Origin of the sequence: Pseudomonas fluorescens NCIMB 11764 (genome assembly GCF_000293885.2) — a bacterium.
In the GTDB taxonomy this organism is placed as follows: domain Bacteria; phylum Pseudomonadota; class Gammaproteobacteria; order Pseudomonadales; family Pseudomonadaceae; genus Aquipseudomonas; species Aquipseudomonas fluorescens_B.
This window is the reverse complement of record NZ_CP010945.1, coordinates 5,917,392-5,939,110: the sequence shown is the minus strand read 5'-3', so window position 1 is coordinate 5,939,110 and position 21,719 is coordinate 5,917,392. Positions and strand designations below refer to the sequence as shown.

The 21,719-nt window shown below is 61.7% G+C and carries 20 protein-coding genes; 3 read left to right on the top strand and 17 right to left on the bottom strand.

Annotation, left to right across the window (positions count from 1 at the left end):
- The first annotated feature begins 47 nt into the window (after positions 1–47).
- A complete protein-coding gene (locus tag B723_RS27140) occupies positions 48–488 on the top strand; it encodes a carboxymuconolactone decarboxylase family protein (protein ID WP_017339756.1) in 441 nt (146 codons plus the stop codon).
- Here the strand turns inward: B723_RS27140 and B723_RS27135 are convergent, their stop codons facing one another.
- The 11 genes from B723_RS27135 to paaA all read right to left on the bottom strand — a co-directional run bounded on the left by B723_RS27135 (position 489) and on the right by paaA (position 12,787).
- Positions 489–2,081 carry a DHA2 family efflux MFS transporter permease subunit gene (locus B723_RS27135; RefSeq protein WP_017339755.1) on the bottom strand — a complete coding sequence of 531 codons (1,593 nt, stop codon included), beginning with the start codon at positions 2,079–2,081 and terminating at the stop codon, positions 489–491.
- Positions 2,078–3,199, bottom strand: a complete 1,122-nt coding sequence (locus tag B723_RS27130) for an HlyD family secretion protein (RefSeq protein WP_017339754.1) — start codon at positions 3,197–3,199, stop codon at positions 2,078–2,080. Before B723_RS27130 ends, B723_RS27135 begins: the two co-directional genes overlap by 4 nt.
- Before the next feature lie 362 nt (positions 3,200–3,561).
- Entirely contained in the window at positions 3,562–5,616 is a 2,055-nt protein-coding gene (gene paaZ, locus B723_RS27120; protein WP_017339752.1) for a phenylacetic acid degradation bifunctional protein PaaZ, read from the bottom strand.
- Positions 5,617–5,675: 59 nt separating this feature from the next.
- Positions 5,676–6,929 (bottom strand): OprD family porin, encoded by a 1,254-nt coding sequence (locus B723_RS27115; protein WP_017339751.1) that lies wholly within the window; start codon positions 6,927–6,929, stop codon positions 5,676–5,678.
- Positions 6,930–6,961: 32 nt separating this feature from the next.
- Positions 6,962–8,608 carry a cation acetate symporter gene (locus tag B723_RS27110; protein WP_017339750.1) on the bottom strand — a complete coding sequence of 549 codons (1,647 nt, stop codon included), beginning with the start codon at positions 8,606–8,608 and terminating at the stop codon, positions 6,962–6,964.
- Entirely contained in the window at positions 8,605–8,913 is a 309-nt protein-coding gene (locus B723_RS27105) for a DUF485 domain-containing protein (RefSeq protein WP_017339749.1), read from the bottom strand. Before B723_RS27105 ends, B723_RS27110 begins: the two co-directional genes overlap by 4 nt.
- Positions 8,914–9,087: 174 nt before the next feature.
- On the bottom strand, positions 9,088–10,164 hold the full coding sequence (gene paaE / locus B723_RS27100; RefSeq protein ID WP_017339748.1) for a 1,2-phenylacetyl-CoA epoxidase subunit PaaE: 1,077 nt from the start codon (positions 10,162–10,164) through the stop codon (positions 9,088–9,090).
- A 33-nt stretch (positions 10,165–10,197) separates the two neighbouring features.
- Positions 10,198–10,731, bottom strand: coding sequence for a 1,2-phenylacetyl-CoA epoxidase subunit PaaD (gene paaD, locus B723_RS27095; protein ID WP_017339747.1), 534 nt, complete (start codon positions 10,729–10,731; stop codon positions 10,198–10,200).
- On the bottom strand, positions 10,718–11,479 hold the full coding sequence (gene paaC / locus B723_RS27090) for a 1,2-phenylacetyl-CoA epoxidase subunit PaaC (protein ID WP_017339746.1): 762 nt from the start codon (positions 11,477–11,479) through the stop codon (positions 10,718–10,720). Before paaC ends, paaD begins: the two co-directional genes overlap by 14 nt.
- A gap of 8 nt (positions 11,480–11,487) precedes the next feature.
- The gene (paaB, locus tag B723_RS27085; protein WP_007943393.1) at positions 11,488–11,769 is read right to left on the bottom strand and encodes a 1,2-phenylacetyl-CoA epoxidase subunit PaaB; all 282 of its coding nucleotides are present in this window, start codon (positions 11,767–11,769) and stop codon (positions 11,488–11,490) included.
- Between the two features lie 28 nt (positions 11,770–11,797).
- Entirely contained in the window at positions 11,798–12,787 is a 990-nt protein-coding gene (gene paaA / locus B723_RS27080; RefSeq protein WP_017339745.1) for a 1,2-phenylacetyl-CoA epoxidase subunit PaaA, read from the bottom strand.
- Positions 12,788–13,227: 440 nt separating this feature from the next.
- On the opposite strand from paaA, the gene B723_RS32630 reads away from it, so the two are divergent.
- Positions 13,228–14,178: an IS481 family transposase gene (locus B723_RS32630; protein ID WP_080995161.1), complete on the top strand. Its 951-nt coding sequence runs from the start codon at positions 13,228–13,230 to the stop codon at positions 14,176–14,178.
- A gap of 247 nt (positions 14,179–14,425) precedes the next feature.
- Here B723_RS32630 and paaK read toward each other — a convergent pair whose 3' ends face one another.
- The 6 genes from paaK to paaF all read right to left on the bottom strand — a co-directional run bounded on the left by paaK (position 14,426) and on the right by paaF (position 20,631).
- On the bottom strand, positions 14,426–15,751 hold the full coding sequence (paaK, locus tag B723_RS27070) for a phenylacetate--CoA ligase PaaK (RefSeq protein ID WP_017339743.1): 1,326 nt from the start codon (positions 15,749–15,751) through the stop codon (positions 14,426–14,428).
- A gap of 99 nt (positions 15,752–15,850) precedes the next feature.
- Complete coding sequence (gene pcaF, locus B723_RS27065; protein ID WP_017339742.1) at positions 15,851–17,062, bottom strand: 3-oxoadipyl-CoA thiolase; 1,212 nt, start codon at positions 17,060–17,062, stop codon at positions 15,851–15,853.
- The gene (gene paaI / locus B723_RS27060) at positions 17,055–17,504 is read right to left on the bottom strand and encodes a hydroxyphenylacetyl-CoA thioesterase PaaI (protein WP_017339741.1); all 450 of its coding nucleotides are present in this window, start codon (positions 17,502–17,504) and stop codon (positions 17,055–17,057) included. The genes pcaF and paaI overlap by 8 nt, the downstream gene beginning before the upstream one ends.
- Positions 17,497–19,014 carry a 3-hydroxyacyl-CoA dehydrogenase PaaH gene (paaH, locus tag B723_RS27055; protein WP_017339740.1) on the bottom strand — a complete coding sequence of 506 codons (1,518 nt, stop codon included), beginning with the start codon at positions 19,012–19,014 and terminating at the stop codon, positions 17,497–17,499. Before paaH ends, paaI begins: the two co-directional genes overlap by 8 nt.
- Before the next feature lie 3 nt (positions 19,015–19,017).
- Positions 19,018–19,809 (bottom strand): 2-(1,2-epoxy-1,2-dihydrophenyl)acetyl-CoA isomerase PaaG, encoded by a 792-nt coding sequence (paaG, locus tag B723_RS27050; protein ID WP_017339739.1) that lies wholly within the window; start codon positions 19,807–19,809, stop codon positions 19,018–19,020.
- A 48-nt stretch (positions 19,810–19,857) separates the two neighbouring features.
- A complete protein-coding gene (gene paaF / locus B723_RS27045; RefSeq protein ID WP_017339738.1) occupies positions 19,858–20,631 on the bottom strand; it encodes a 2,3-dehydroadipyl-CoA hydratase PaaF in 774 nt (257 codons plus the stop codon).
- A gap of 351 nt (positions 20,632–20,982) precedes the next feature.
- Here paaF and paaY point away from each other — a divergent pair, with 351 nt between their 5' ends.
- The gene (paaY, locus tag B723_RS27040) at positions 20,983–21,579 is read left to right on the top strand and encodes a phenylacetic acid degradation protein PaaY (RefSeq protein WP_017339737.1); all 597 of its coding nucleotides are present in this window, start codon (positions 20,983–20,985) and stop codon (positions 21,577–21,579) included.
- Positions 21,580–21,719 lie beyond the last annotated feature (140 nt).

Here is a 21,719-nt window from a genome sequence, read left to right as displayed (position 1 = left end):
CTGCGGGATTAACGTAGCTCCACCCTCACTTGCTCCTGGAGCCCGACATGAAAGCTCGTACCGATTTCTACACCGCTTCCCCTGATGCACTGAAAGCCATGATTGCCCTGGAAACCGCTGTATCGAAGCTGCCGTTGGAAAAGAACCTGATCGAACTGGTCAAGCTGCGTGCGTCGCAGATCAACGGCTGCGCCTTCTGCATCGACATGCACACCGCCGATGCGATCAAGGGCGGGGAAACCCCACGTCGCCTGTTCGCCGTGACGGCCTGGCGCGAGGCGCCGTTCTTCACCGATCGCGAACGCGCGGCGCTGCTCTGGACCGAATCCTTGACCCAACTGAGCCTGACCCACGCCCCGGACGAAGATTACGAAGTGGTTGCGTCGCAGTTCAGCCCCAAGGAAATGGTCGACCTGACCGTGGCGATTTCCACCATCAACAGCTGGAATCGCCTGGCTGTCGGTTTCCGCAAGACGCCTCAAGCCTGATCAATGAGCGTCCGCTGACGGCGCGGCCGGTGGTTGCACCTTGCGCATCAAGGGCACCATCGCCGTGGCGATGACGAAGCAAGCGCCGATCATCAGGAACGCGTCGCCGTAGGTTTGCGTCTGCGCTTCGCGGTAGGTCAGCTGCCATAACTGGTGCAGGCTGGCGGTGACACCCACGTCACCGTTCTGGCCGAGGGTGGCGAAGTTGTTGCCGACCTGGGACAGCCACTGATTCAGTGCCTCGTTGGTGCTGTTGAGGTTTTCCGCCAGGCGGGTGAAATGCAGGTTGGTCCGGTCATTGAGGATGGTTGCACACGCGGCGATGCCAATGGCGCCGCCGAGGTTGCGCATCAGGTTGAACAGTCCTGAAGCGTGTTTGAGCCGGGCCGGCGCCAGTCCACCGAGTGTCAGGGTGACTGCGGGCGGTACTGCCAGTTGCTGGGCAATCCCGCGCAGGGCTTGCGGCAACATCAATTCTTTCGCCCCCCAGTCATGGGTGATCGGGCTGAAGTCCCACATCGATAACGCAAACAACCCGAGGCCGGTCATCATGATCCAGCGCAGATCGATGCGGTTGGCCAGAAAGGCGTACAGCGGAATCGCCATGATCTGGAACACCCCGGTGGAGAAAACCGCCAGACCAATGTCCAGCGCGCCGTAGCCACGCACCCGGCCGAGAAACAGCGGCGTCAGGTAAATCGTGGCGAACAGGCCGATCCCGGTGACGAATGAGAAGAAGCAGCCGAGGGCAAAGTTACGGTCTTTGAGGGCGCGTAAATCGACGATCGGATTGGCCACGTGCAAGGTTCGACCAATGAACGCCAGACCGGCCAGGCCACTGATCCATGCGGTGGTCAGAATCGTGCGGTCACTGAACCAGTTCCAGCGCGGGCCTTCTTCGAGGGTGTATTCAAGGCAACCAAGGAACAGCGCCAGGAACACCATGCTCAGATAGTCGGCGCCCTTGAGCAGCGACAGTTCCGGCTGATCGATCTTCACCAGCATCGGCACCGCCACCGCGACGAAAATCCCCGGCACCAGGTTGATGTAGAACAGCCAGTGCCAGGACGAAATGTCGGTGATCCAGCCGCCGATCACCGGGCCCAATGTCGGCGCCAATGACGCCACCGCACCGATGGTCGCGGCGGCGATCACCCGTTGTTTGCCAGTGAAGAAAAAGAACGCCGTGGTAAACACCAGCGGGATCATCGAGCCGCCCAGAAAACCTTGCAACGCGCGGAAGGCGATCATGCTCTGGATATTCCAGGCCGCGCCGCAGAGCAGGCTGGCCAGGGTGAAACCCACCGCGGAAGCGCAGAACAGCCAGCGTGTCGAGAACACGCGCGAGAGCCAGCCGGACAGTGGAATCACGATGATTTCGGCGATCAGGTAACTGGTCTGCACCCACGCCGTTTCGTCGGTGCCCGCCGACAGTCCGCCGCCGATATCGCGCAATGACGCGGAGACGATCTGGATATCCAGCAGCGCAATGAACATGCCAATGCACATGCTGGCGAAGGCCAACACCTTGGTTGCCGTCGCCATGCTGGCGGCGTTGAACGGTTGCGCAGGGGCGGCGAGGGCGCGGCTCATGGTGCGCGGGCCACGGCAGGGGTTTCAGGCTCCTTGCGCGTGTCCACTTCAGCAGTGACCGACAGGCCCGGACGCAGATGACCGAGCACGCCATCGGCCGGGTCGAGCACGATCCGCACCGGCACCCGTTGCACGATCTTGGTGAAGTTGCCGGTGGCGTTTTCCGGAGGCAACACACTGAATTGCGAGCCACTGGCTGGCGCGAGACTGTCCAGATGACCGTGGAATACCTGACCCGAGAGCACATCGGCATGAATGACCACCCGTTGACCCGGCGTCATGTGTGCCAGTTGGTCTTCCTTGAAGTTGGCATCGACCCACAGCCCGCTCGCCGGCACCACCGACAACTGTTGCGAACCGGCCTGTGCATACGCGCCGACCCGCGCCCGGCGGTTGCCGATCACGCCGTCGATGGGCGCGCGCAGTTCGGTGTAACCGACATTCAACTGCGCCAGGTCACGCTCGGCGCGGGCCTGCATCAGCGCGGCACGGGCTTGTTGTTTCTGCGTGGCGATTACATTCAGTTGGCGTTGCGCGGCCAGAAGTTCGGCCTGGGCCCGGGCACTGAGTGCCTGGGCGGTCTTGAAGGTGGCGTTGGCGCGTTGGGCGCTTTCTACCGAGACAGCGTTGCTGCCGACCAGTTTTTTGTAGCGCGCGTCGTCATCCCGGGAGCGGGCCGTTTCGGCGCCCGTGGCAGCAATCCCGGCGCGGGCCTGGCCGATCACCGCCTGTTGCAGTTGTTCGGTGGCGTCGAGGTTGGCGAGCAAGGCTTCTTCGGCGGCAACCGCGCCTTCGGCCTTGGCCAGGTGGGCGCGGTAGTCACGGGAATCGAGGCGGATCAGCACGTCGCCGGCCTGCACTTTCTGGTTGTCGGTGACCAGCACTTCTTCGATGTAACCCGCGACCTTCGGCCCGATCACGGTCACGTCGCCGCCAATGTAGGCATCGTCGGTTTCTTCGATGAAACGCCCGGCGGTCCACCAGTGGGCGGCGTAAAGGCCTGCAAATACCAGGACAGCAATGGCCAGCGTCAGCAGGATCAGGCGCTTGAGCAGGGGAGGCTTGTGCGTGTTCACCGCAACAGCGACGTCGGGTTCAAGGCTGGGCATGCTGGTCATGGAGGATTACCTGTGGAAATCGGCGTTTAATTATGCTCGTAATATGACGTATGTAATATTTCGCGGCAATTTATTTTTGATACCGACCGTCAGGTACTTATTTACGAGGAAGGGGGCGGGCATGTCCGTGAAGAAGGCAATGAACAATAGCGCCCTGTTCAGCGACCAGAACCTCGGTCCTTTCGTGTTCCAGCGCTTGGGCTTGAGCGCGCAGTGGTTCGGTTACAGTCATTGATCGATGTACCGCGTGAAACGGGCATTCACTGAAAGCCACTGTTGGAGCGGGCTTGCCGGCGATGCGGCCTTTGGATTTGCATTGATCCTCAGGTCGTCATCGCCGGCAAGCCAGCTACAGGGTTGCGTCAATCCTCGCGCTTGACGACCAAGGTGAGGATGTCGTAACTGGCGACCAGTTCACCCAGTTGGTTGGTGACTTCCACGTCCCACGCCACCACACCCTGCGGAATGCCCTGAGGGCTCTTTTTCCCCTGATCGATTTTGCGCTTGCACGTCAGGCGCGCCTGGATCGTGTCGCCAATCCCCACCGGGTTGATGAAACGCAACGTATCCAGACCATAGTTGGCCAATACCGGCCCCGGCGCCGGCGATACGAACAGCCCGGCCGCCGCTGACAGCACAAAGTAACCATGAGCGATGCGTTTACCGAATTGCGATTCCTTGGCTGCGATCTCGTCGAAGTGCATGTAGAAATGATCGCCGGACAGGCAACCGAAGTTCACCAGATCGGCCTCGGTCACGGTACGGCGGTGGGTCAGCAGCGACTCGCCAATCTGCAAATCCTGGAAGAACCGGCGGAACGGATGCACGTCGGTTTCGATGACCTTGGCGCCACGCACGTATTCGCCGGTGACCGCAGCGAGCATGGTCGGCGAGCCTTGCACCGCGGCGCGTTGCAAGTAGTGTTTCACCGCGCGCAGGCCACCGAGCTCTTCACCGCCGCCGGCACGGCCCGGGCCGCCATGTTTGAGTTGCGGCAGGGGCGAGCCGTGGCCGGTGGATTCGGCGGCGGATTCGCGATCCAGCACCAGCAAGCGCCCGTGCCAGGCGGCCGCGACCGGGATGGCTTTGGCGGCAATCTTCGGGTCCTTGGTGATCAAGCTGGCCACCAGGCTGCCTTTGCCGCGAGCGGCCAAAACCAGTGCTTCATCCAGATCGTCATAGGCCATCAAGGTGCTGACCGGGCCGAACGCTTCGATGTCGTGGGCGCCACCCTCGGCGTGCGGATCGCGGGCCTGCAACAGGGTCGGTGCGAAGAACGCGCCCTGGCTGACGTTTTCGCCACGCGGTTCGAAACCGTCGCGGGCGCCGAACAGCATATCGCTGCTTTGCAGCAAGCTTTCCAGGCGTTCGGCGACGTCTTTTTGCTGATCGTGAGAGGCCAGCGCACCCATGCGCACGCCTTCCACCGACGGGTCGCCGACCACGACTTTCTTCAGGCGATCGCGCAAACGGCTGGCGACTGCATCGATGTGTCTGGCGGGCACAATCGCACGGCGGATGGCGGTGCATTTCTGCCCGGCCTTGGTGGTCATTTCCCGGGCGACTTCCTTGATGAACAATTCGAATTCTTCATCGTCCGGGGTGACGTCCGGGGCGAGGATCGCGCAGTTCAGCGAGTCGGCTTCGGCGTTGAACGGCACCGAGTTGCGGATCAGGTTCGGGTTGACCCGCAGCTTGGCCGCGGTGTCGGCCGAACCGGTGAAGGTCACCACGTCCTGGCCTTGCAGGCGGTCGAGCAGATCACCGGTGCCGCCGATGATCAATTGCAGGCTGCCGGCCGGCAGCAAACCCGATTCGTCCATCAGGCGCACAACGGCTTCGGTCAGGTAGCTGGTGGCGCTGGCCGGCTTGACGATGCACGGCATGCCGGCGAGAAAACTCGGCGCGAACTTTTCCAGCATGCCCCAGATCGGGAAGTTGAAGGCATTGATGTGCACCGCCAGGCCGCCACGTGGCACCAGAATATGCGTGCCGGCGAAGGTGCCCAGTTTGCTGAGTTGCAGCGCCGGGCCTTCGTGGACGATGTTGCCCGACGGCAGTTCCCGCGAACCGAGGCTGGCGTAGGTGAACAGCGTGCTGTTGCCGCCTTCGATGTCGATCCAGCTGTCGGCGCGGGTGGCGCCGCTGTGGTGGGAGATCGCGTAAAGCTGTTCCTTGCGTTCGCTCAGGTACAAGGCCAATGCCTTGAGACGCTGGGCGCGTTGCTGGAAATCCAGCGCCATCAACCCGCTGACGCCCTGGCGCCGACCGTGCTCGATGGCTTCGGCGAAGTCCGGACGCTCTTCGTGGGTGCGTGCGATCTCGTGGCCGTCGATGGCACTGCGCAGCACCTGGGCACCGTGTTGGCCGATCCAGCGACCGGCGATGAAACTTTGCAGGGTAGGGGCGTGAGGCATCACGATTCCTCCGGGTTAAGAAAAAGTCTGGCGCAGCCGTGACCGCGCCCTTTCAGGCATTACCAAAGCGCCACGGTGTAGCCGACGATCAGCCGGTTTTCATCGAGGGCGGTGCTCAAGCCATTGCCGGAACGGAAGGTCACGTTGCGCCAGCGCAGGCTGACGTCCTTGAACGGGCCGCTCTGGATGACGTAACTGATGTCGGTGTCGCGCTCGCGTTCGCGGCCGTTGTCGACGGCACCGGCCTTGACTTGGCGGCCGTCGGTGTAGCGGGTCATGAAGGTCAGGCCGGGGATGCCTTGCGCGGCGAAGTCATAGTCGTAACGCAGCTGCCAGGAGTCTTCGTCGGCGCGGGTGTAGGTGTTGTAGGTCACCAGGTTGACCACGTACGGATCGCCGCCGTTGAGGAACGGAAAGGCACTGTCGCCGGACAACTGCTGGTACGTGGCACTGACTTTGTGGGCACCGTGGGACACGGTGAACATGCTGTTGAAATTACGGTTGTCGATACGCCCGGCGCGCTCGGCGCCGTCGCCGCGGCTGTCGAAATAGCGCAGGTCACTGCGCAGGTTGAAACCATTGCCCAGCGGCTGGGTATGCACCAGCCCGACGAACTGCTGGCGATAAATCTGCTCAAGCTTGCCGTAGTAGTAGCTCAGGTTCAGTTGAGGACTGAACGCGTAGCTGCCGCCGGCAAAGTCGAAATGATCGCTGCTGGCGGCGCCGTAACCGATGTCATCGTTGCTGGAGGAATCCCGCAGGTTCGCCTTGGTGAGGCGCCCGGTATTCACGGTCAGGCCGGTGATCTCCTGGCTGGTCAGCAAACCGCCCTGAAAGGTCGAGCCCAGCAGACGGGTGTCGTTGTAGGTCACCACCGGCAGCAAGGGTTGCAGGGTGCCGAGCTTCAACACGCTCTTGGATACCCGCAGCTTGCCGGTGAGCCCCAGTTCGCTGAACTCGTCCGCCGGTTCATGGCTGTTCGGGCCGAAGGGCAGCAGACCGGTGCCCCGGCGATCCGGGCTGGAGTCGAGTTTCAACCCCAGCTCCCCCAGCGCGTCGAGACCGAAGCCGAAGGTACCATCGGTGAACCCGGACTCGATGCGCGCGGTGAACCCTTGCGCCCATTCTTCAGCCTTGGATTGAGGCGCGTTGTCCTGACGGAAATCGCGATTGATGTAGTGGTTGCGCATTTCAATACGGGCCTTGCTGTCGTCGATGAAGTCGGCCATGGCGCTGGGGGCGACCATGGGCAGACTCAATGCGGCGGCCAGTGAAAACAGTGATTCGTAAGGTGTAGAACGTGCGGGCTTCATTGTTTTTATTCCCTGCCATCAGTCGGTCGTTGTTAGTGCTTGCTGGCGCCGGAAGCACCGATGCCGGTCATCGAACGGATGAACTGCGCCAGGTAACGGCCGCGCTCAAGGGCCGCTCGCGGCGAGGTGTCGGTGACCGAAAACAGCCAGGCACTGAAGAACGCCAGGCTCATGGAAAACAGTGCCGGGTTGGAGTAGGGGAACAGCGCCTTGTCGTGATGCAGCACGTTGACCCACACCGCCGGGCTCAGCACCAGCAGGACAATCGCCGAGATCAGCCCCGTCAGGCTGCCGGTGACCGCGCCGCGAGTGGTCAGGCCTTTCCAGTACATCGAAAGGAACAGCACCGGGAAATTCACCGACGCCGCGATGGCGAGCACCAGGCCGGAGAGGAAGGCAATGTTCTGCGACTCGAACAGCAAGCCGAGGATGATCGCCAGCACGCCGATGCACAGCGTGGCGATTCGCGAGACGCGAATTTCCTGCTGCTCGGTAGCCTGCCCTTTGCGCATCACACAGGCGTACAAATCGTGGGACACCGCCGAGGCGCCGGACAACGCCAGACCGGCGACCACCGCCAGAATGGTGGCGAAGGCAACTGCCGAGATGAAGCCGAGAAACAGGTTGCCACCCACGGCTTGCGCCAGATGCACAGCGATCATGTTGCCGCCGCCGATAATCGCGCCGTTGGCATCGCGGAACGCTGGATCGGTGCCGACCATCACGATGGCGCCGAAGCCGACAATGATCAGCAGCAGGTAGAAGTAGCCGATAAAGCCGGTGGCGTAGAACACACTTTTACGCGCTTCCTTGGCATCACTGACGGTGAAGAAACGCATCAGGATATGCGGCAGGCCGGCCGTGCCGAACATCATGCCCAGCCCCAGCGAGATCGCATCGATCGGGTTCGACAGCAAACCGCCCGGGGCCATGATCGCGTTGCCCTTGGCATGGACGGCGGTGGCGCCGGCGAACATCGCCTCGGTGCTGAAACCGAAATGCTTGAGCACCATGAACGCCATGAACGTGGTGCCGAACAGCAGCATCACGGCCTTGATGATCTGCACCCAGGTGGTGGCGAGCATGCCGCCGAAGGTCACGTAGAACACCATCAACACACCGACCAGCATCACCGCGTAGAGGTAGTCGATGCCGAACAGCAACTCGATCAGTTTGCCGGCGCCGACCATCTGCGCCACCAGGTACATCAACGCGACGGTCAGCGTGCCGAACGCCGAGGTCAAGCGCACCGGGGTTTGTTCGAGGCGATAGGACACTACGTCGGCGAAGGTGTATTTGCCGAGGTTGCGCAGGCGTTCGGCGATCAGAAACAGAATGATCGGCCAGCCCGCCAACACGCCCAATGCGTAGAGCAAGCCGTCGTAGCCATTGAGAAACATCATCGCCGAGATGCCGAGGAAGGACGCCGCGGAAATCATGTCGCCGGCAATCGCCAGACCGTTCTGGAAACCGGTCATGCCGCCGCCCGCGGTGTAGAAATCGCTGGCTGAGCGGGTGCGCAACGCAGCCCAGCGGGTGACGCCAAGGGTAAACAGCACAAACACCAGGAACATGCCGATGGCGTTCCAGTTCAGCGGGCGGGACACGCCGTCGGCGGCTGCCGCAAAGTCAGCAATGAAAGCCAGAGGCAGCAGGAACAACGCGAGAAGACGGCTCATCGGGCGCACTCCTGTTTCAGTTTTTCGTTGAGTGGGTCAATGACGTTGTTGGCGCGATAGACGTAGAAGCCGGTCAACGCGAAGGCCAGCACCACAATGACCACGCCGACCAGCATGCCCACGGAGGTCACGCCACCGCTCAGGGATTGGCCGAGGGTGGCGGGGGAAAACGCCACCAGCAGGACGAAGCCGAAATAGATCACCAGCATGATCAGCGACAGCGACCAGTAGAGGTTCTGTTTGCGGCGGACCAACTGGATGAAGTCGGGGTGTTGGCGGATGAGTTCTACGTCTTTGGGTGTCATGGCGCGCTCTCGGTTGTTGTTTTTGTTGTGGGGTGAAACGGTGTATTCCGGTCGTTCACTGGCCCCTGTGGGAGCGAGCCTGCTCGCAATAGCGGTGGGTCAGCCTCCATTGATGCTGGATGGACTTCCTTCATCGCGAGCAGGCTCGCTCCCACAGGTGTTTTGCGTTGCGTCTTAGAGCTGATCGAAATCCAGGACGACTTTGTCGCTGACCGGAAAGGCCTGGCACGACAGCACATAACCGGCAGCCACTTCGTAATCTTCCAGGGCGTGGTTGCTGTCCATTTCCACTTCGCCTTCGATGACCTTGCATTTGCAGGTCGAGCACACGCCGGCCTTGCACGAGTAGGGCAGTTCGGCGCCTTGGGCGTTGCCGGCGTCGAGGATGCTCTGGGTGTTGCGCGGCAGATCGAAGGCGAGGGCGCGGCCGTCGCTGATGACGGTGATCTGGCTGACCGCGGCATCCACCTGCCGTGCGGCTTCCCGCGCTTCGCGTTTTTGCTGGCTGCCGGCGGCGGCAAACAGTTCGAAGTGGATACGCTCAGCCGGCATGCCGTTGGCTTTCAGGCTGTCGCGTACGGTTTCGGTCATTTCCTGCGGGCCGCAGATGAACGCCGCGTCGAGGGCTTTGACGTCGAGCCAGCGAGTGAACAGTTGCTCGCATTTCTCGGCGTTGATCCGGCCGTTGTACAGGTCGACATCCTGCTGTTCGCGGCTGAAGACGAAGATCAGGTTCAGGCGCTGCAAGTAGCGGTTTTTCAGGTCTTCGAGCTGTTCGCGAAACAGCGCGCCGGAACTTGAACGGTTGCCATACAGCAGCGTGACGCGGCTGTGCGGTTCGGTTTGCAGGGTGGTCTTGATGATCGACAGGATCGGCGTGATGCCGCTGCCTGCTGCAACCGCGAGGTAGTTGCCATGGCGAGCCGGATCGAGCTCGACATGAAAATGCCCGGCCGGCGGCATCACTTCCAGACTGTGTCCGGCCTTCAGTTGTTCGTTGGCAAACGCTGAAAAACGCCCGCCCGCGACGCGCTTGATGGCGATGCGCAATTCACCGTCGTTGACGCCGGTGCAGATCGAATACGAACGACGCACTTCTTCGCCGTCCATTTGCGTACGCATCACCAGGTGCTGGCCCTGGGTGAAGTGAAAGCTGTCTTGCAGGTGCTGCGGAATCTCGAAGGCGATGGACACCGCGTCACGGGTCTCGGCGCGAACGTCCTTGATGGTCAGGCTGTGAAATTTACTCATTATTGTTCTCCAGCTGGGACGGCCGATCGCCGCTCAGATGCACTTGAAATAGTCGAACGGTTCCCGGCAATCGACGCAGCGGTACAACGCCTTGCACGCGGTGGAGCCGAACTCGCTGAGCACTTCGGTGTGCGCGCTGCCGCATTGCGGGCAGACGATCACCGGGCTTTCACCGAGCAGGCTGCGCTTGCTGGTGCTGCCGTCGGGCGGTGCAATGCCGTAGGCACGCAGGCGTTCGCGGCCGCTGTCGGTGATCCAGTCGGTGGTCCAGGCCGGGGTCAATTTGCGTTCCAGCTGCGGCGCCCGAAAACCGGCGAGCTCCAGCGCATCGCGGATATCGCTTTCGATCACTTCGGTGGCGGGGCAGCCGGAGTAGGTCGGTGTGACCACCACATGCAGATGCCCGGCTTGCCAGTCGAGGTCGCGCACGATGCCCAGGTCTACGACGCTGACCACCGGCACTTCCGGGTCCATGACTTGCGCCAGAGTCGCCCACGCGGCGGCCAGGTCGGTCGGTTGTGCCGGCCGGGCGCCGAGGTCGCTGGCGATCAGGTCACCAGGTCGCATCGGGGTACGCTCGTGGCAGGAATTGCATCTCGGCCAACAGAATGCCCAGGTGTTCGGTGTGCAGGCCCTTGCGTGCATTCAGATAGAAATAGTTCGGCGCGGCCGGCACGGGCAGGGTGGCGCTGGCGAAAATCTCGTTGACCTTGGCTTGCCAGGCCGCAGCGACCTGGGCAGCGTCCGGGGTAATGCCGGCTGCGTGCAAACGCTGTTCGCTGTCATCGGCACTGGTCAGTTCAACGGTGAAGCGCCAGACCTCAGGGATCGCCGCGAGCATGCGTTGGTGGCTTTCCTCGGTGCCGTCGCCCAGACGCTCGACCCACTCGCCGGACCGGCGCAGGTGATAGGTCACTTCCTTCACCGCTTTGGCGGCGATCCCGGCGATACGCTCGTCGCTGGACTGGCTCAGGCCTCTGAGCACTTGCAGGTGCCAGGCGTCATACAGGAACTGCTTGAGGATAGTCACCGCGTAATCGCCGTTGGGTTGTTCCACCAGCAGCAGATTGCGATAGGCGCGCTCATCGCGGCGGAATGCCAGGTGATCGGCATCGCGGCCGTCGTCCAGCAGTTCGGCGGCGTATTCGAGCCAGTTGCGTGCCTGGCCGACGAGGTCGAGGCCGACATTCATCAGCGCCAGTTCTTCTTCAAGCGCCGGGGCCTTGCCGCACCATTGGCACAGGCGCTGGCCCTGGATCAGGGCGCTGTCGCCGAGGCGCAACAGGTATTCGATCAGATCAGTCTTGGTGTTCATGGTCGACCTCACATGTGCCCGACTTCGGCCGGCAGCTCGTAGAAGCTGGCGTGGCGGTAGACCTTGTCGTCCGAGGGGTCGAACAGCGGGTCTTTTTCATCCGGCGATGAGGCGGTGATCAGCGCCGATGGCACCACCCACAGGCTCACGCCTTCGCTGCGACGGGTGTACAACTCGCGCGCGTTTTCGATGGCCATGGTGGTGTCGGCGGCGTGCACGCTGCCCACATGCTTGTGGTTGAGGCCGTGCTTGCTGCGCACGAAGACTTCGAAAAGGGTCCATTCGGACATGGCGGTGTCTCCAGATCAGGTGGCCGAATCAGGCGGCGTTCTTGTTGTGTTTTTTGCGAGCGTGTGCGACCGCGGCTTCACGGACCCAGGCGCCGTCTTCGATCGCCTTGCGGCGGGTGGCGACGCGTTCCTGGTTGCACGGGCCGTTGCCCTTGAGCACTTCGTAGAACTCGCTCCACTGAATTTCGCCGAAGTCGTAGTGACCGCGCTCGGCGTTCCACTTCAGGTCCGGGTCGGGGCAGGTGCAACCGAGCAATTCGAGTTGCGGGATGGTCTGGTCGATAAAGCGCTGGCGCAGTTCGTCGTTGCTCTGGCGCTTGATTTTCCAGGCCATGGACTGGGCGCTGTTGGGGGAGTGTTCGTCGCTTGGACCGAACATCATCAGTGACGGCCACCACAGGCGGTTGATCGCGTCCTGGACCATGTCTTTTTGTGCCTGATTGCCGTGGCGCATCATGGTCAGGAGGATTTCGTAGCCCTGGCGCTGGTGGAAACTTTCTTCCTTGCAGATGCGCACCATGGCCCGGGAGTAGGGGCCATACGAGGTGCGCTGCAATACGACCTGGTTGACGATCGCTGCGCCATCCACCAGCCAGCCCACAGCGCCCATGTCGGCCCAGTTCAAGGTCGGGTAGTTGAAGATGCTCGAGTACTTGGCCTTGCCGCTGTGCAGCTTGGCGATTTCCTCGTCACGGTCGGCGCCGAGGGTTTCCATGGCGCTGTACAGGTACAGGCCGTGGCCCGCTTCGTCCTGAATCTTGGCCATCAGTTGCAGTTTGCGTTTGAGCGATGGCGCGCGGGTGACCCAGTTGCCTTCGGGCAGCATGCCGACGATTTCGGAGTGGGCGTGCTGGGAGATCTGGCGGATCAGGGTCTGGCGATAGGCATCAGGCATCCAGTTTTTCGCTTCGATCTTGATTTCTGAATCGATTTTTTCCTGGAAGGCACGTTCCTGTTCGGACATCTCCGAGAGGTCTTTGATGCGCTTTACGCCGGTTTCTACGAGCTGTGCGTACATGGGGGTCTCCCGCCTTGAATCTGAATCGAGGGCATGGAGAACTTTATAAGCGATACAGAATTTAATATCAAACAGAAAATATAGTGTCGTATTGTTTTTTGTATCGCTTTGGGGGGGAGGGGGTGGGTGTACATATCCGTTTCTTCGGTAACGGCGGCTATTGGTTTCGCCCTTACGGCGAGTCACTTGGAGAAGCGCCAAGTAACCAAGCGCTTTTGCCCCTTTCGTTCGGCCCTTCGCCCAGGCTCAAGGTGCCCTCGCTCCGGTCCTGCTCCGTGGGCCCGCCGCCCATGCAACCGAGGCGGCCTCCCGGCCGGCCAGGCTCTTCGGATGTGTACATTCCCTGTGGGAGCTAGCTGTGATCTCTCTGTAGGTTGTTCACTCGGGACTTTTCCGGGAAATTGGAGGTGCGAACCAAACCAAGCACCCGGAGGCCCCGAGTGAACGTTCATAAAAATGCCCGATTAACCGTTTCCGGTCGAGCCCTTCTTGTTCAACGAATCCTTAAGGAAGGCCTGAGACCTGTTGAGGTAGCTCAGTCTCAAGGAGTCAGTGTTCGCACTGCCTACAAGTGGCTTAATCGCTATCGTGCTGAAGGCGAGGAAGGACTGCAGGATCGTTCGTCCCGCCCCAAGTTCTGTCCGCACGCGCTTCCTGAGATGCGCCAGGAACAAGTGCTTGAGCTACGTCGCCAGCGAAAAACCTATCGCCAAATCAGCCAGGACTTGAAGGTGGGACACAGCACTGTGGGCAGGTTATTGAGCCGTAACGGCCTCAACCGTTTGGCATACCTGGAACCGCCACCGCCAGTGATTCGCTACGAATATTCTCAGCCCGGAGGTCTGCTTCACCTGGACATCAAGAAGCTGGGGCGTTTTAACAAACCAGGTCATCGAGTGACACGAGACCGCCTAAAAGGCCGCTCTTACCATGTCGGTTGGGAATACGCCCATGTTGCCATCGACGATAACAGTCGAGTGGCACACAGCGGTTTGTACGCAGACCAAAGTGGGCGTAGCGCCTGCCTCGCGCTGATCCGGGCCCTGCGCTACTACGCAAGCCTTGGCGTTTGCTTCGAGCGGGTAATGACCGATAACGGCCCTTGCTACAAGTCCGGACGTTTCAAGCGTCTATGTCGACGGCTGGGGCTTAAACACATCTATACCAAACCTTACACACCACGAACGAATGGCAAGGCAGAGCGATTTATCCAAACCGCTCTGCGCGAATGGGCCTACGCCAGAAGTTACGAAAGCTCAGACCAACGTGCGACCTACCTGACGTCGTGGTTGCACGAGTACAACTGGCATCGCCCGCATGCCAGCCTGAGTTATTTGCCACCAATTAGCCGAATAGCATCCGTGAACAACGTGGTGGGTTTACACAGCTAGCCTGCTAGCGATGGCCGCCAACGAAAACGCGTGCTGTCTGAATGAACGCAGTGTCTGGCCCTCCATCGCTAGCAGGCTAGCTCCCACAGGGATTGTTGGCGGGCATGACATGGGCGTTCACCGCCGATGATTCTGAAGAGCTGCAGGCCGGCTATCAGGCCGTCATCGCTGGCAAGCCAGCTCCCACAGAGCCCGAGTACACCCAAAAAAAAGCCCCGCAAAAGCGGGGCCAAAAAGGGTGCAGCAGTCATGCCTTCGGGCGCTTGTCCATCACGTGACAAGCCTTGCCCTCAGAGCGCTTGATCGAATGCATCGGCTGCAAGACGATCCGCGAACTGATCCCGATATACGTCTTGATATGCCGACTCAACTCGCCACAAACAGCCTTCTGCTGTTCATCGTTCAGGTGCTGGTGTTCAGCCTTGAGCTCGACATGCACATCAACGCTGTCCAGGTTCCCATTGCGATACAGGTGAATCTCGTAACACTCTGAAAGCTGTTTGATTTTCAGCACCTGCTCTTCGATCTGCGTCGGGAACACGTTCACCCCGCGAATGATCAACATGTCATCGCTGCGCCCGGTGATCTTGTCGATCCGCCGCATCGGCCGCGCAGTCCCCGGCAGCAAGCGCGTCAGGTCGCGGGTGCGATAGCGGATCATCGGCAGGGCTTCTTTGCTCAGCGACGTGAACACGAGCTCGCCCATCTGCCCGTCCGGCAGTACTTCGCCGGTGACCGGGTCGATGATTTCCGGGTAGAAGTGGTCTTCCCAGATCGTCGGCCCGTCCTTGGATTCCGCGCACTCCATGGCGACACCCGGCCCCATGATTTCCGAGAGGCCGTAGATGTCCAGTGCGGTAATGCCCAAACGGTTTTCGATGGCGCTGCGCAGTTCGCCGGTCCAGGGTTCGGCGCCGAAGATGCCCAGGCGCAGGGCCAGTTTGTGCGGGTCGATGCCCTGGCGCTCGATTTCATCGGCGATGTTGAGCATGTAGGACGGGGTGACCATGATGATGTCCGGCTGGAAATCCTTGATCAGTTGCACTTGCTTTTCAGTCTGGCCACCGGACATCGGAATCACCGTGCAGCCCAGGCGTTCGGCACCGTAGTGCGCGCCGAGGCCGCCGGTGAACAGGCCGTAGCCATAGGAAATATGCACTTTGTCGCCCCGTCGGCCACCCGCTGCGCGGATCGATCGAGCGACTACGTTGGCCCAGGTGTCGATGTCGTTCTGGGTATAACCGACGACGGTCGGTTTGCCCGTGGTGCCGCTGGATGCGTGCAGGCGCACCACGTCGTGCATCGGCACGGCGAACATGCCGTAGGGGTAGTTGTCGCGCAGGTCGGATTTGGTGGTGAACGGAAACTTCGCCAGATCTTCCAGGCATTTGATGTCATCCGGGTGTACGCCCAGCGCATCGAAGCGTTGCCGATACAGCGGCACATTGTTGTAGGCGTGGTTCAGGCTCCAGCGCAGGCGATCCAGCTGGAGCTGACGGAGTTCGTCGATGCTGGCGGTTTCAATCGGGTCCAGCACTGGATCAAGCACGGCTTTGGCAATTGGCATGTTCATAACTTCACTCGAATTATTTTTGTGTTCCAGCCCGGCCTCAGCCGGGCTTTGAGTGCATGCCCCAAGGATACCTCTCGGCTCCCCGGGAATCGCGATTCTTTAGTCGGACAGACGCTCGATGATCAGCGCGATGCCCTGGCCGACGCCGATGCACATGGTGCACAAGGCGTAGCGGCCTTGACGTTCTTCCAGTTCGTGCAGGGCGGTGGTCACCAGGCGTGCGCCGCTCATGCCCAACGGATGGCCGAGGGCAATCGCGCCGCCGTTCGGGTTGACCCGCGGATCGGTGTCGCTCAGGCCGAGCTCACGCAGCACCGCCAGGCCTTGCGCGGCGAAGGCTTCGTTGAGTTCGATCACGTCCATGTCCGCCAGGCTCAGGTTGGCCAGTTCCAGCACCTTGCGCGTGGCCGGCAGCGGGCCGATGCCCATGATTCGCGGCTCGACGCCGGCAGTGGCCATGGCGACGACCCTGCCACGTGCTTTCAAACCATGGTGTTTGGCGATTTCCGGACTGGCGAGCAACAGTGCACAGGCGCCGTCATTGACCCCGGAGGCGTTGCCGGCAGTGACGCTGCCCCCTTCACGAAACGGTGTGCCGAGCTTCTGCAGTTGCTCAAGCGTGGTGTCGCCGCGCGGGTGTTCGTCGTGCTCGACGACTTTGGCCGGGCCTTTGCGCTGGGGGATCTCGACTGCGACGATTTCCCTGGCCAGACGCCCGCTGGCCTGTGCCGCGCTGGCACGCTGCTGGCTGCGCAGGGCGAAAGCGTCCTGGTCGGCGCGGGAGATGTTGAACTGCTCGGCGACGTTCTCGGCGGTCTCCGGCATCGAGTCGATGCCGTAGGCTTTTTTCATCAGCGGATTGACGAAGCGCCAGCCAATGGTGGTGTCGTAGAGCTGCGCGTCCCGGGAGAACGCCTGCTCGGCCTTGCCCATCACCAACGGTGCGCGGGACATCGATTCGACGCCGCCGACCAGCATCAGCCCGGCCTCGCCGCAACGAATCGCCCGCGCCGCCGTGCCGATCGCATCCAGCCCGGAACCGCACAAACGGTTGAGTGTGGTGCCCGGCACGCTGACCGGCAGTCCGGCCAGCAGCGCCGACATGCGCGCGACGTTGCGGTTGTCTTCGCCGGCCTGGTTGGCGCAGCCGTAGATCACATCGTCGACCGCGTTCCAGTCGACCTGCGGGTGACGGCGCAGCAATTCACGCAACGGCACCGCGCCGAGGTCGTCGGCGCGCACGCCGCTCAAGGCGCCGGCATAGCGGCCGATCGGGGTCCGCACCGCATCGATGATCAAGGCGTCATTCATTCGGGGTCTCCTGCGCGAGCACTGTGCCGCGCACTTTGTAGGATTTGCCATGGAACAGGGCAATCAGCTGGCCCAGTTGGTTTTCAATGCGCACGTCGTAGTTGCCGGTGCGACCGGAGCGGCTTTGCTCGGTGCAATCGGCGGTCAAGGTGTCGCCCAGGCGTGCCGGGGCGATGTAGTCGATGCTGCAACCGATGGCCACCGTGGCTTCGTTGTAGCTGTTGCAGGCAAAGGCGAACGCCGAGTCGGCGAGGGCGAACAGGTAGCCGCCGTGGCAGGTGCCGTGGCCTTGAATCATGTCGGCGCGCACGCTCATGCCGACGCGGGCGCAACCCGGAGCGGTCGAGAGCAGGCGCATGCCCATCGCCTGGCTGGCGGTGTCGCGCTTGAACAGCGTTTGCGCGCAGGTGCTGGCCAGGTTCATCGCTTCATGGTTAGTCATGGAAAGTCCTCCCTTCGGCAACGCGGCGGCGCAACAGCAGCGACGGTCGATAGCGTTCTTCGCCGTAACTGGCTTGCAGGTTTTCCAGCACGTTGAGGATGTGCGCAGGGCCGATGGCATCGGCCCAGGCCAGCGGGCCTTGCGGGTAATTGACCCCGGCGCGCATCGCCAGATCGATGTCGGCGGCCGAGGCCACGCCTTGCAGCACGGCGTCGGCGGCTTCGTTGGCGAGCATCGCGACGGTGCGCAAGACGGCGAGTGCCGGACTGTCACTGAGTAAGCTGACGGTGAATCCGGCCTGTTGCAGCAGCGCAACGCCGTGTTCGAGCGCATCGGGGCTGATGCCGGCCGAGCAACTGATCGCTATTCGAGTCGACTGGCCGAAGTCGGCTACGAGGTCGAGCAGGATCAGATTGCGCAAGCCGTCTTCTTTGGCGCGCTGACCGGCCATGCGCCCGTCGCTCAATGCGAGCACGGCATCACCGACCCGCAGCAAGCCTTGTCCATCGCGCTGAATGACGTCGATCCGGTGTTTGCGCAATCGCTGGATCAGTGCGTTGGCGATGCCCAGATCACCTTCGGCCGTGCAGGTTGCGACGGTCTGTTTGCTGCTGATGAATGTCGGCAGTGGACGCTCCGCACCTTCGGCATAGTTGTAGAAACCATGACCGCTTTTGCGACCGAGACGCCCGGCCTCCACCAATTCCTTCTGAATCAACGACGGCAGGAATCGCGTGTCGCCGTAATAGGCGTCGAACACCGAACAGGTCACGGCATAGTTGACGTCATGGCCAATCAGATCAGTCAGTTCAAACGCGCCCATCGCAAAGCCCCCGGCTTCGCGCATCAACGCATCCAGCGTCGCGCAATCGGCCACGCCCTCCTGCAGCAGGCGCAGGCTTTCGGCGTAGAACGGGCGAGCGACGCGGTTGACGATGAAGCCCGGTGTCGAGCGGGTGTGTACCGGTTTCTTGCCCCAGGCGTTGGCGGTGTCGTAAAGACACTCGGCCAGCGCCGGGTCGCTGGCCAGACCCGAGACAATTTCCACCAGCGCCATGACCGGCGCCGGGTTGAAGAAGTGCAGGCCTAGCAAGCGTTGCGGATGACTCAGCTGCGCAGCGATGCTGGTGATCGACAGCGAAGAAGTGTTGCTGGCCAGAATGCAGTGCTCACCGCAGATGCCTTCCAGCTGACGAAAAAGGGCGCGCTTGACCTCGAGGTTTTCGACGATGGCTTCGATGATCAGCTCGCAATCGGCCAGCGCTTCGATGGCTTCCACCGCCTCTAAACGCGAGACCGTTGCCTTCCGTGCTTCGTCCGACAGCTTGCCTTTCTCGACACGCTTGACCAGTTGCCGGTCAATGCCGTCGATGGCCTGAGCGGCAGCGCCCGGAAGGTTGTCGAGCAACAGCACCGGATGACCGGCCTGTGCCGCGACCTGAGCGATGCCTGCGCCCATGGCCCCGGCGCCGATCACCGCGATGCGCGCGTTGGTGTTCAGTGCGGTCATGACTCAGCGCCCCTTGAAGCTTGGGCTGCGTTTTTCCATGAAGGCGCTGACGCCTTCACGGTAATCCTCGCTGCGCCCGGCCAAGCGTTGCAGGTCTTTTTCCAGCTCCAGTTGTTCGTCGAACGTGTTGCTCAGGCTGGCGTTCAGGCTGCGCTTGATCAGCGCCAACCCATACGTCGGTTGCGTGGCCAGATGGCGGGCAAGCGTCAGGGCTTCATGGCGCAGGTCGGCATCGTCGACCACGCGATAGATCAGCCCCCATTGCTCGGCCTGCTCCGCCGTCAGGCGATTGCCCAGCAGGGCCAGTGCCTTGGCGCGGGCCATGCCGACCAGGCGTGGCAGGGTCCAGGTACCGCCGGAATCGGGGATCAAGCCGATCTTGCAGAAAGCCTGGATGAAGCTCGCCGAACGCGCCGCCACTACCAGGTCGCACGCCAGCGGAATGTTCGCGCCAGCCCCGGCCGCCACGCCGTTGACCGCGCAGATCACCGGCAGCGGCAAGTCACGCAACTGGCGGATCAGCGGGTTGTAGAACTTCTCGATCGACTCGCCAAGATCCGGCACGGCACTGCCCGGCGCGACATTGCGGTCGCTGAGGTCTTGGCCGGCGCAGAAGCCGCGACCTTCACCGGTCAGCAGCAAGACGCGCACGTCCGGGTTCTGCCGGACCTGTTTCAGCGCTTCTTTCACTTCGCCATGCATCTGCGCATTGAAGCTGTTGAGCTGGTCCGGCCGATTGAGGCTGAGCAGGGCGACGCCGGCCTCGATGGAAAACAGGATGTGTTCGAAGTTCATGGTCTTGGCGCTCTCTGAGAGGTCGTTCGAATTCATTGGCTGACCGGGTTACTGCCCGGTGAAGGTCGGTGTGCGTTTTTCCTGAAAGGCCCGAATGCCTTCGTCGCGGTCACGGGTGCCGGCGAGCACGGTGAAGGCGTGGCGTTCGAAACGCAGGCCGCTGGCGAGGTCGGTGTCCATGGCCTTGAGCAACGCCTCCTTGGCCAGGCGCACGGCCAGCGGCGCTTTTGCGGCGATGCTGCGGGCGACCTGCAGGGCGCGTTCGACAGTGAATTCCGGTTGCGTCACTTCGCTGATCAGACCGGCGCGTTGGGCCTGGCGGGCATCGATCGGTTCGCCGGTCAGGACCATCTGCATGGCCATGGATTTGCCCACGGCGCGCAACAGGCGTTGGGTGCCGCCAGCGCCAGGCATGATTCCGAGGTTGATTTCCGGCTGGCCGAAGCGGGCGTCTTCACCGGCAATGATGATGTCGGCGTGCATCGCCAGTTCGCAGCCACCGCCGAGGGCGAAGCCGTTGACGGCAGCGATCAGCGGTTTGTTGAAACGGGTGATGGTTTGCCACGACGCCTGGCGCGGGTCGTCGAGGATGCCGACCAGATCGCGCTCGGCCATTTCCTTGATGTCGGCGCCAGCGGCGAAGGCCTTGCGGCTACCGGTCAGGACCACGACGCGGGTGTCGGGATCGGCTTGGGCGGTGCTCAGTTCATCGGCCAGTTCACCGAGCAATTCGGTGGTCAGGGCATTCAGCGCTTGCGGACGCAGCAGGGTAATCAGGCGAACGCCCGGCTCGATGATCTCGACAGCAAGGGTTAGAGGCATGGCGGATGCCCTCACGGTGCACGCTCGGCTGTAATGCCGGCTCATTATTGGATCGGCGCGGTAGGCCGGTTTTGCTCGAGTATACCCGCAACGTGATACGCAAATGCAATAGTAATGTCTAATTAATGTGTCTTGTTTGGGGTGGTTTGATTTGCCAGTTAAGGTTTTGATTAAATTCTAAACTCGCTGAAGTCGCCGTTTTTATTGGCTTCAGCTTTGGTTTTTGCGCGTGCGGGAGCGCCTCGCATCGCGGGATTAATAAGTGATACGGTTTTTGTGCTTTGTTAAGGTAAAAGCGATGTGATACAAACTGATCCAGTATCTGCATCGCTTTATGAAAAGGAACGTCCCATGACCTGCTACAGCCTCGATGGCTTGACCCCGGTGGTTGATCCCACTGCTTACGTTCATCCGTCAGCCGTTTTGATCGGTGATGTGATTGTCGGTCCCCAGTGCTACGTCGGGCCGCTGGCCAGCCTGCGCGGGGACTTCGGCCGGATCGTGCTGGAGGAGGGCGCCAATCTGCAGGACACCTGCGTGATGCACGGTTTCCCGGACAGCGACACCGTGGTCGAACGCAACGGTCACATTGGTCACGGCGCGGTGTTGCACGGGTGCCGGATTGGCGCAGATGCACTGGTGGGGATGAATGCGGTGGTGATGGACAATGCGCGCATCGGTGCTCGCTCATTCGTCTCGGCGGCCGCGTTCGTCAAGGCGGGATTCGAATGCCCCGAGCAGTCGCTGATCATGGGCGCGCCGGCCAGTGTCAAGCGCAGCCTCAGCGATGAAGAGGTGTCGTGGAAACAGGCGGGTACTCGCGAATATCAGCAACTGGCCAGGCGTTGCCTTGAGCAGATGCGCGTCTGCGAGCCGCTGACCGAACCGGAACCCGACCGCCCGCGCATAAGCGACAGCGGCCTGCGGCCCAAGGGCAGCGTCTCTTGAACGCTGATCCCCTTGTGGGAGCGAGCCTGCTCGCGATTGCGGAGTGTCAGTCACCATCATTGTTATCTGGCACAGCGCAATCGCGAGCAGGCTCGCTCCCACAGGGAGAGGCGCATTCGGTATATTCCTTTTCTTTTTTC